The 9,422-nt window shown below is 70.6% G+C and carries 8 protein-coding genes; all 8 read left to right on the top strand.

Features of this window, described 5'->3' with window-relative positions:
* On the top strand, nt 1-299 hold a 299-nt coding region (locus BM430_RS17935), incomplete at its 5' end, for an IS66 family transposase (protein WP_143132065.1).
* A gap of 218 nt (nt 300-517) precedes the next feature.
* Nucleotides 518-1,900 (top strand): MFS transporter, encoded by a 1,383-nt coding sequence (locus BM430_RS17930; protein WP_093568600.1) that lies wholly within the window; start codon nt 518-520, stop codon nt 1,898-1,900.
* A gap of 136 nt (nt 1,901-2,036) precedes the next feature.
* Complete coding sequence (locus BM430_RS17925) at nt 2,037-3,053, top strand: TRAP transporter substrate-binding protein (RefSeq protein WP_244539533.1); 1,017 nt, start codon at nt 2,037-2,039, stop codon at nt 3,051-3,053.
* Nucleotides 3,054-3,199: 146 nt separating this feature from the next.
* A complete protein-coding gene (solA, locus tag BM430_RS17920; RefSeq protein WP_093568599.1) occupies nt 3,200-4,381 on the top strand; it encodes an N-methyl-L-tryptophan oxidase in 1,182 nt (393 codons plus the stop codon).
* Between the two features lie 111 nt (nt 4,382-4,492).
* Nucleotides 4,493-5,509: a GGDEF domain-containing protein gene (locus BM430_RS17915; RefSeq protein WP_093568598.1), complete on the top strand. Its 1,017-nt coding sequence runs from the start codon at nt 4,493-4,495 to the stop codon at nt 5,507-5,509.
* 290 nt (nt 5,510-5,799) lie between these two features.
* A complete protein-coding gene (gene repA, locus BM430_RS17910) occupies nt 5,800-7,011 on the top strand; it encodes a plasmid partitioning protein RepA (RefSeq protein ID WP_093568597.1) in 1,212 nt (403 codons plus the stop codon).
* Between the two features lie 57 nt (nt 7,012-7,068).
* Complete coding sequence (gene repB, locus BM430_RS17905) at nt 7,069-8,052, top strand: plasmid partitioning protein RepB (RefSeq protein WP_093568596.1); 984 nt, start codon at nt 7,069-7,071, stop codon at nt 8,050-8,052.
* Nucleotides 8,053-8,232: 180 nt separating this feature from the next.
* Entirely contained in the window at nt 8,233-9,366 is a 1,134-nt protein-coding gene (locus tag BM430_RS17900; RefSeq protein ID WP_093568595.1) for an S-(hydroxymethyl)glutathione dehydrogenase/class III alcohol dehydrogenase, read from the top strand.
* Nucleotides 9,367-9,422 lie beyond the last annotated feature (56 nt).

The following is a 9,422-nucleotide window of genomic DNA, read 5'->3' as shown; positions in this document are numbered from 1 at the left end:
CGCGGCTGCGCCGCAACAAGGCAGAGCTTCTGCGGGTGCTGGACCGGCCGGACATCCCGCTGCACACCAATGGATCGGAGAACGACATCCGGGCCTGCGTGACCAAGCGGCGGATCTCGGGCGGCACGATGAGTGTGGCTGGGCGGGCCGCCCGCGATGCGCTGCTGGGTCTCATGAAGACCTGCACCAAGCTCGGAATCTCGTTCTTCCGCTACCTCGGCGACCGCCTCGGCATCCCCGATCACGGGCCACCCATCCCACCTCTCGCAGACTTGGTCAGGCAGACCTCACCAGCCTGACCGCCCGCGATTTTGCCCCGGTTACGCTTCGCGATTGCAACGCGATCGTGAAGTGCTCTAGTCCATTCTCGCGACGCGTCGGCGTCCCCGGAGTTCCGGCGCGAGCCGCGGCGGCGCCAGGCCTTGCGCAGAGGCGACTTGCACCCAACCCGCTTGCCAGCCGCGCTTCCGGGACACATTCAGGATAGCTCCCTCCCCTTCCCCTCCCCGCCTCCGACATGACCCCATCCGAACCACCGGCCCGCGAAGGCCTGCCGCCGGCCCGGCGCCGGCAGGCGATGGCCGCGGTGCTCGCCGGCGTGGCCCTCGCCACCCTCGACACCGCCATCGCCAACACCGCGCTGCCGACCATCGCGGCCGATCTCGGCGTCGATCCGGCCGACTCGGTCTGGATCGTCAACGCCTACCAGCTCGCCGTGGTGGCGACGCTGCTGCCGATCGCGGCGCTCGGCGAGATCATCGGGCAGCGGCGGGTCTACGTCGTGGGCCTCGCGCTGTTCACGCTCGCCTCGCTGGTCTGCGCGCTCGCCTGGTCGCTGCCGGCGCTCGTCGCCGCGCGGGTCCTCCAGGGCGTCGGGGCGAGCGCGCTGATGGCGGTCAACGTCGCGCTGATCCGCTTCATCTACCCCACCCACGAGCTCGGGAGGGGCCTCGGCCTCAACGCCTTCGTGGTCGGCGTCGGCTTCGCCCTCGGGCCGACGGTGGCCTCGCTGATTCTGGTCGCGGCGCCCTGGCCGTGGCTGTTCGCCGTCAACCTGCCGATCGGCCTCGCCGCCCTGGCGCTGGCCCGGCGCGCGCTGCCGGAGACGGGCCGGGCCGGCCACGCCTTCGACCGCGTCGGCGCGCTGCTGAACGCCGCCACCTTCGCGCTGTTCGTGCTCGGCCTCGGCGAAGCGGCCCATGCCGGGCCGCTCTGGCGGGTGCTGGCGGAATTTTCGGGCGCGCTCGCCTGCGGCGCGGCGCTCCTGCGCCGCCAGGCCGGCCACCCGGCGCCGATGCTCGCCGTCGACCTGTTCCGGCGCCCGCTCTTCGCGCTCTCGGCCTCGACCTCGGTCTGCTCCTTCGCCGCGCAGGGGCTCGCCTTCGTGTCGCTGCCGTTCCTGTTCCAGCACGCGCTCGGGCGTTCGCAGGTCGAGACCGGCTTCCTGATGACGCCCTGGCCGGTGGTGGTCGCCCTGATGGCGCCGATCGCCGGGCGCCTCTCGGACCGCTACCCGCCGGGCCTGCTCGGAGGCATCGGGCTCGCGATCCTGGCCGCCGGCATGGCCTCGCTGGCGGCGCTGCCGGCCGAGCCGAGCGTCGTCGGCATCGCCTGGCGGATGGCATTGTGCGGGGCCGGCTTCGGCTTCTTCCAGGCGCCGAACCTGCGCGCCATCATGACGAGCGCGCCGCACTCCCGCGCCGGCGGCGCGAGCGGCATCGTGGCGACCTCGCGCCTCCTCGGCCAGACCACCGGAGCGGCCCTGGTGGCGGCCTGTTTCGCGGTCGCGGCGACGCACGGCCCGGCCCTGGCGCTCGGGCTCGGCGCCGCCTTCGCGGGCGTCGCCAGCGTGGTCAGCGTGTCGCGGCTGGCCGTGCGGGCGGGACAGGGGCCGGGGTGATCCTCCGACGGCGCATCACCCGTAGCGGGGGACGGGGTGCACCGGCCTAACCCCCCGCCCCTGTCGGAACGGCCCGCGCCCGGGTAGCGTCGCGGGGAAGGTTCGGGGCCACACCGGCCTTGGGGGACGAGACGGGATGCCGACGCGCCGAACGATCATGCGAGGAGTCGGGGCCGGCCTGCTGCTCGCCCCCCTCCCCTCCCGGCGGGCGCGGGCCGCAACCGATGCGCTGCGGCTGAGCATGGGCTCGCCGATGCCTCAAGGGCACCCGGCCACCACCTGCCTCGTCGAGGCGCTCGACGCGATCCGCCGGGAGAGCGACGGCCGGATCGACATCACGCTCTATCCCGACAGCCAGCTCGGCAGCGAATTGAGCATGCAGTCGCAGCTGCGGTCGGGCGCGATCGCCTTCACGCTGACCTCGGCGAGCTCGCTCCAGACCCTGGCGCCGCTCGCAGGTATCCCGGGCGTGGCCTACGCCTTCCCGGGCTACGTGCCGCTCTGGGCCGCCCTCGACGGCGGCCCGCTGAACGAGCGGATCCGCGATTCCCTCGGGAAGTTCGGGCTGAGGGCGTTCCGGCTCGTCGATAACGGGTTTCGCGACGTGATCACCAGCGTGCGGCCGATCGAGACGGTCGCCGACCTGCACGGCCTCAAGATCCGGGTGCCGCCGAGCCCGCTCCTGACCGCGCTGTTCCGGGCGCTGGGTGCGGCGCCGACCACCATCAACCTCGCCGAGACCTACGCCGCGCTGCAGACGCGGGTGGCCGACGGGATGGAGAACTCGCTGCCGCAGATCGAGGCGACGCGGGTCTACGAGGTCCAGAAGTACCTCTCGCGCACCGGCCATTCCTGGGACGGGTTGTGGATCCTCGCCCATGGCCGGACCTGGGACGCCCTGCCGGCCGACGCGCGCGACCTGATCGAGCGCCATTTCGACGCCGCGGTCGAGCGCCAGCGCCAGGCCTTCGTCCAGATGAACACCCAAGCCGAGGCGCGGCTGCGCGCCAAGGGCCTCGCGGTCAATGCGCCCGACCGCGCGCCCTTCCGGGCGGCCCTCGACCGGGCGGGCTACTACGCCGAGTGGAAGGCCCGGTTCGGATCGGAGGCCTGGGCGGCGCTGGAGCGCCATACCGGACCGCTCGGGGGGTGAAGGTTCGGGGGATGAAGGCTCGGGGGATGAAGGCTCGGGGGTGAAGCCCTGCCCTGCCGGGTCCCCTGCCCTGCCGCCGCGATCCTTGCCGAGGGAGCCCTGTCTCGGGCAGCCTGCCGGCGAACCGAACGAGCGGGGCTTTTTCCATGGGTGAGCGGGCGGACTTCCTGGTGATCGGCCTCGGGGCGATGGGCAGCGCGGCGCTCTACCAATTGGCGAAACGCGGCGCCTCGGTGATCGGCCTCGACCGGTTCTCGCCGCCGCACATCATGGGATCGAGCCACGGCGAGACGCGCATCACCCGGCAGGCAATCGGCGAGGGGCGCGATTACGTGCCGCTGGTCCTCGAGTCGCACCGGATCTGGCGCGAGCTGGAGTCCGAGACCGGCGAGAGCCTGCTCACGGCCTGCGGCGCGCTGGTGATGGCACCCGGAACCGGCACCAACTCGCATCACGGCAAGCCGGACTTCGTGCAGAACTCGATCCGCGCCGCGCGCGAGTTCGGCATCCCGCACGAGGTGCTGGACGGGCGCGCGGTCGCCCGCCGCTTCCCGCAATTCCTCGGCCTGACCGGCAGCGAGGTCGCCTATTACGAGCCCGGCGGCGGCTATGTCCGCCCGGAAGCGTGCATCGCCGCGCAGCTCGCCCGGGCGGCCGCGCTCGGCGCCACGATCCGCCCCGGAACCGAGGTCCTGTCGATCGCGCAGGACGGCGACGGGGTGCGCGTCGAGACCTCGGCCGGCATTCTCCATGCCGGCGAGGTCGTGGTCTCGGCCGGCGCCTGGACGGCACCGCTGCTCGGTGCGCCGTTCGACCGCCTGCTCGGCGTGAAGCGCCAGCTCCTGCACTGGTACGCCCTCGACGACGACAGCGCCTACCGGGCCGACGCCCCGGTCTATATCTGGATGCACGGCACGACGGACACCGACTACTTCTACGGCTTCCCGCCGCAAGCCGGCGAGGCCAGCGTCAAGGTCGCGACCGAGCAATACGCCGACGGAACCACTGCCGATGCCGCCGACCGCACGGTCCGGCCGGAGGAATCGGCCGAGATGTACCGGCGCCACATCGCCGGGCGCCTCGCCGGCGCGACGCCCCGGGTCGTCCGGGCGGCCGCCTGCCTCTACACCGTCACGCCCGACCGGGGCTTCATCATCGACCGGCACCCGGCCCAACCCCGCGTCCTGGTCGTGTCGGCCTGCTCGGGCCACGGCTTCAAGCATTCGGCCGGCATCGGCCTCGTCGTCGCCGAGCTTCTGACCGAGGGACGCAGCCGCATCGACGTCCGGCCCTTCGCCCTCGACCGGTTCGCCGCCGCGCCCGCCTGACCCCGGCCGGAGCCGCTCCATAAAGGCCTAACGGTTCGACGCTATCATCGAGGCCGCGATACGCTATCACGTCGAGCCGTCCAGGCTCGACCGCACGACACCGCCGCTTCGATGATGCAGACCACGCCACCTCGTGGCGACCTCGCGATGCAATTGTTCGATCTCGCGCCCACCTCGTTGTGGCTGCAGGATCTGAGCGCCTTGAAGGCGTGCCTGGACGGGTGGGCGCGCGAGGGCATGACGGACCTGCGCGCCTGGCTGCGCGACCCGCAGCGCCTGCTGACCTGCCAGACCCTGATCCGCATCGTCCGCATCAACCGCCAGACGCTCGTGACCTACGAGGCGCGGGACGCGGCCGAATTGTTCGGGCACATCCCCGCCCTCTTCCACGACCCGCACGCCGCCGCGCTCGTCGACGTCCTGTGCCAGCTCTGGGGCGGCGCGACGCAGGCGCGGCTCGTCACCCGCAACCGCACCGTGACCGGGCGGGTGATCGACGTGAGCTATGCGGGACAGATGCTGCCGGGATCCGAGGCGGCCTGGGACCGCTACCTGATCTCGATCGAGGACATCACCACGCGCGAGGAGCAGCGCCGGCGGGAGGAGGCGCGCCTCGCGAGCCTGAGCTTCACCGATCCGCTCACGGGTCTCCTCAACCGGGCCGGCTACGAGGCGGATCTCGGCCGGTTCGAGGGCGAGGCGCCGGTGCCGCTCTCGGTGATCGCCGCCGACCTCAACGGGCTCAAAGCGACCAACGACCGCCTGGGACACGAGGCCGGCGACGCGCTGATCCGCCGCTTCGCCGCCATCCTGGCGGACCACGCCCCGGCGCCGGCCCGCATCGCCCGGATCGGCGGCGACGAGTTCGTGGTCCTGCTGCCGCGGACCGGGCCCGAGGCGGCGGCGGCCCTGGTGGAACGGATCCTCGCGGCGGTCGAGGCCGCGGACCCCGCCCCGCTCAGCGCCGCCCTCGGCGCCGAGACCTGGACCGGTGAAGAGCCGCTCCGGGCCGCGATCGCCCGGGCGGACGCGCGGATGTACGCGGCCAAGCGCCGGCATTACGGCGTTGCCCCGGACGCCCCGTGGAGCTCCATCGACGGGCCGGCCCCCCTGCCGCGCCACCACTAACGCGGAGGTTTGACAGCCGTGCAGATCGGGCGAAAACCCTGACGCGTCCGAGAGTTGGTGCCGATTCGCGGCCGTAGGACCCGATACGCAGCAGCAAGACGGTGCCCGGCAAGCGGATGAGCCGCGCTGTCATGGACCTTAGTGTCACGTCCGTCCGCCGCCTCGATCGCGCGCCCTCGCTGCTAAGGATTCGTCAACCTTAAAAAGCTTGGCCGCAAAACGGGAATCCCCCATAATAACGCTTGTGACGGGGATTCGCCCGTAAAAGCGTTACTCGGGATTCAGCGCGGATGGACATGCCGGTGCTAGCAGAGGGCATGGAGGCGGTCAGCTTCCATGACATCATACTCCGTCAGGGCGGCCTCATCTCCGACAAGCTGAGCATGCTCCGCATGGAGCATCACCCGCCCAACGCCACCAAGGGCCTGCGACCGTTCACCCTGGCGGAAGCCGCGTATTTCCTCGGCGTCACGCCCTCCAACATCAAGAAGCTGCACCTCGAGGGCAAGGGGCCGGTCCCGGCCACTTCCTCGTCCGGCCGGCGCTCCTACTCCGCCGAGCAGATGCTGGAGCTGCGGACCTACCTCGACCGGCACGGACGGTCCGACCTCAAGCGCTACGTGCCGCATCGCCGCGCCGGCGAGCGGCTGCAGATCATCTCGACGGTGAACTTCAAGGGCGGCAGCGGCAAGACCACGACGGCGGCGCATCTCGCCCAGTTCCTGGCCCTGACCGGGCACCGGGTGCTCGCCATCGACCTCGATCCGCAGGCCTCGCTCTCGGCCCTGCACGGCATCCAGCCGGAGCTCGACAAGGCGCCCTCGATCTACGAGGCCCTGCGCTACGACGACAAGAAGCGGCCGATCTCCGAGATCATCCTGCCGACCAACTTCCCGGGCCTCGACATCGTGCCGGCGAGCCTGGATCTGCAGGAATACGAGTACGACACGCCGCTCGCCGCCTCGAACCGCAATCCGGAGGGGCGCACCTTCTTCACCCGCATCACCAACGCGCTGAAGGAGGTCGACGATCGCTACGACGTGGTGGTGATCGATTGCCCGCCGCAGCTCGGCTACCTGACGCTGACGGCGCTCACCGCCTCGACTTCGGTCCTCGTCACCATCCATCCGCAGATGCTCGACGTGATGTCGATGAGCCAGTTCCTGCTGATGCTCGGCGGCATCCTGAAATCGATCGCCGATGCCGGGGCGGCGGTGAACCTGCAATGGTTCCGCTACCTCGTCACCCGCTACGAGCCGACCGACGGGCCTCAGGCCCAGATGGTCGGCTTCATGCAGGTGCTGTTCCCGAAGAACATGCTGCGGACCCAAATGCTGAAATCGACCGCGATCTCGGATGCCGGCATCACCAACCAGTCGCTCTACGAGGTCGAGCGCGGGCAGATGATCCGCTCGACGTACGACCGCGCCCTCGAATCGGTGAACGCCGTCAACCAGGAGATCGCCGGGCTGATCCACCAGGCCTGGGGGAGGCGGGTTTGACAGCCGTGCAGAACGCCGGATTGTGCTGCGGTCGCAACGGGATAGGAGCCATGCGCGATGCGTAAGAATCTCCTCGCCAACATCCTCGACGCGCCGATCTCCGCGCCGAGCACCGATGTCGCCCATCGCGGCGCGGCCCGGTCGATGACGCGCTCGATCGAGGAGATGGCCGAGAACACCCGGCGGATGTCGGACGGCGAGGCGATCGCCGCCCTCGATCCGGCGCTCGTCGACGTCTCCTTCGTCTCCGACCGGATCGACGAGGACGACGAGGACGACGAGGATTACGTCCGCCTGCGCGACGCGATCGCCGAGCACGGCCAATCGACCCCGATCCTGGTGCGGCCGCATCCGGAGCGGCCGGGGCGGTTCATGATCGTCTACGGCCACCGCCGCGTGCGGGTGGCGCGCGAACTCGGGCGCGAGGTCCGGGCCGTCGTCAAGTCGATCGAGGACATCGCCCATATCGTCGCGCAGGGCCAGGAGAACGCCGCCCGCGCCAACCTGTCCTTCATCGAGAAGGCGTTGTTCGCCAAAAAGCTCTCCGGGATGGGGCAAAGCAAGGCCACCATCAAGGCGGCGCTGACGGTGGACGACACGCTCTTGTCGCGGATGCTGTCGGTGGCCGAGACGGTGCCGGCTCCGGTGATCGACGCGCTCGGCGCCGCAAGGGGGATCGGCCGCGACCGCTGGGAGGAGCTGAAGAAGCTGGTCTCCCACCCGGCGAAGGCCGAGCTCGCCCGTGAGGTGGTGCAATCGGCCGCGTTCCTGGACAAGGATGCACCCGAGCGCTTCGGCCACCTGCTGGCCGCGGTCAAGGCCGGCCGCAAGGCCCCGCGCCGGCCGGCCGAACCTCAGACCGTCACCTGGGCGGCGCCCGACCGCGCCGTGGAGGCGACCTGCCGGCGATCGGGGAAGAGCTTCAGCCTGTCCCTGACCGCGCCGGAGGCCGGGCCCTTCGGCGAGTACATCGCGGCACAGCTGGAGCAGCTCTACGGCGCGTTCCAGGAGGCGAAGGCCCGCGAGCGGACGGGGGGGTGAGGCGCGATCGTCTCCGCCATGCGGAGCATCCCGACTCTGGACTAAAGTCTGCTCTCCCGCGCCGTTGCGGGCTTCGGCAAATCGCAGCACAGATCGGACCACTCAGCGAGCGGTCCGAGCCGCCGCCCCGCCAGATGGGGCACCCCGCTCTCACGCGAAGACGATCCGGTTGGAGACGATATGAAGACGCGCGCGGCCGTTGCCTGGGAAGCCAAGAAGCCCCTTACCATCGAGACCATCGACCTCGAAGGCCCGAAGCCCGGCGAGGTCCTGGTCGAGGTGATGGCCACCGGCATCTGCCACACCGACGCCTACACGCTGTCAGGCCTCGATTCCGAGGGCAAGTTCCCGGCGATCCTCGGCCACGAGGGCGCCGGCATCGTGCGCGAGGTCGGGGCCGGCGTGACGACGCTCAAACCCGGCGACCACGTCATCCCGCTCTACACGCCGGAATGCCGCAACTGTAAGTCCTGCCTGTCGCGGCGGACCAACCTCTGCACGGCGATCCGCGCGACCCAAGGCCAGGGCGTGATGCCCGACGGCACCAGCCGCTTCCGCTGCGACGCGACCGGCGGGAGCCCGGGCGCGAACACCGTGTACCACTACATGGGCTGCTCGACCTTCTCGAACTTCACCGTGCTGCCCGAGATCGCGCTGGCGAAGGTCCGCGAGGACGCCCCCTTCGACAAGATCTGCTACATCGGCTGCGGCGTCACCACCGGCATCGGCGCGGTGATCTACACCGCCAAGGTGTGGCCGGGCGCCAACGTGGTGGTGTTCGGCCTCGGCGGCATCGGCCTCAACGTGCTCCAGGGCGCCCGCATGGTCGGCGCCGACAAGATCATCGGCGTCGACATCAACCCCGACAAGCGGGCGATGGCCGAGAAGTTCGGCATGACCCACTTCATCAACCCGAACGAGGTCGGCACCGACAAGGTCGTGCAGGCGATCCTCGACGTGACCGGGGGCGGGGCCGACTTCTCGTTCGACTGCACCGGCAACGTCAACGTGATGCGCCAGGCGCTCGAATGCTGCCACCGCGGCTGGGGCGAGTCGATCATCATCGGCGTGGCCGAGGCCGGGCGCGAGATCGCGACCCGTCCGTTCCAGCTCGTCACCGGCCGCGTCTGGAAGGGCTCGGCCTTCGGCGGCGCCCGCGGCCGTACCGACGTGCCGAAGATCGTCGACTGGTACATGGAGGGGAAGATCAACATCGACGATCTCATCACCCACACCATGCCGCTCGAGGACATCAACCACGGCTTCGACCTCATGCACGAGGGCAAGTCGATCCGCTCGGTGGTGGTGTTCTGACAGACCATGAGCCCGGCGGCGCCGCCGGGCTCATACCGAGAGGCGAGGGGGGATCA

It is taken from the genome of Methylobacterium sp. 174MFSha1.1, assembly GCF_900116815.1.
Lineage (GTDB): Bacteria > Pseudomonadota > Alphaproteobacteria > Rhizobiales > Beijerinckiaceae > Methylobacterium.
Note: the sequence above shows the minus strand (reverse complement) of the source record. Positions and strands in the feature narration are given on the sequence as shown.

Coding starts and splice junctions, on each gene's coding strand:
- BM430_RS17930 (WP_093568600.1), top strand. CDS start 518: ATGACCCCATCCGAACCACCGGCCCGCGAAGGCCTGCCGCCGGCCCGG.
- BM430_RS17925 (WP_244539533.1), top strand. CDS start 2,037: ATGCCGACGCGCCGAACGATCATGCGAGGAGTCGGGGCCGGCCTGCTG.
- solA (WP_093568599.1), top strand. CDS start 3,200: ATGGGTGAGCGGGCGGACTTCCTGGTGATCGGCCTCGGGGCGATGGGC.
- BM430_RS17915 (WP_093568598.1), top strand. CDS start 4,493: ATGATGCAGACCACGCCACCTCGTGGCGACCTCGCGATGCAATTGTTC.
- repA (WP_093568597.1), top strand. CDS start 5,800: ATGGACATGCCGGTGCTAGCAGAGGGCATGGAGGCGGTCAGCTTCCAT.
- repB (WP_093568596.1), top strand. CDS start 7,069: ATGCGTAAGAATCTCCTCGCCAACATCCTCGACGCGCCGATCTCCGCG.
- BM430_RS17900 (WP_093568595.1), top strand. CDS start 8,233: ATGAAGACGCGCGCGGCCGTTGCCTGGGAAGCCAAGAAGCCCCTTACC.